This window comes from Pseudoalteromonas sp. S1609 (assembly GCF_005887255.1).
In the GTDB taxonomy this organism is placed as follows: domain Bacteria; phylum Pseudomonadota; class Gammaproteobacteria; order Enterobacterales; family Alteromonadaceae; genus Pseudoalteromonas.
In genome coordinates, this window is the sequence record NZ_PNDJ01000102.1 from 1 (window position 1) to 495 (window position 495).

A 495-nucleotide genomic window follows, 5' to 3' on the forward strand; every position below is an offset into this window, starting at 1 on the left:
TTCATTTAAATCATCAACACTGTTTACCGGTGTTGTTTCTAAAAATGCATTGTATTGGCTTGCTAAGTCACCTGGTTTTTGTGAAACCGGTACTTTTTGCGTTAGGCTTGCACCTAGAGAATCGGTACGCGCAACGATAATACCGTTATCAATACCTAGCTCTAGAAACGCGTAACGTACTGCATTAATTTTAGCTAAAAAGTCTTCATGAGGAACGGTAACTTTACCTGCTTGGTGACCACATTGCTTAGCGTCTGATACTTGGTTTTCGATTTGGATAGCACAAGCACCGGCTTCAATCATCTTTTTAGCAAGTAGGTAAGTCGCTTCTTCGTTACCAAAACCTGCGTCAATATCAGCAATGATTGGCACAACATGCGTTTCAAAGTTATCAATTTTATTAAGCACGGCTTGAACGTCGCCGCCGTTTGCTTTTGCATCGTCTAGCTCGTTAAATAAATGGTCAAGTTCACGTGCATCAGCTTGCTTTAAGAA

General features: G+C 40.8%; 1 protein-coding gene. It reads right to left on the reverse strand.

What is annotated here, in order from left to right; genetic code table 11:
- On the reverse strand, window positions 1-495 hold a 495-nt coding region (locus CWB76_RS18810; protein ID WP_171039656.1), incomplete at both ends, for an isocitrate lyase/phosphoenolpyruvate mutase family protein.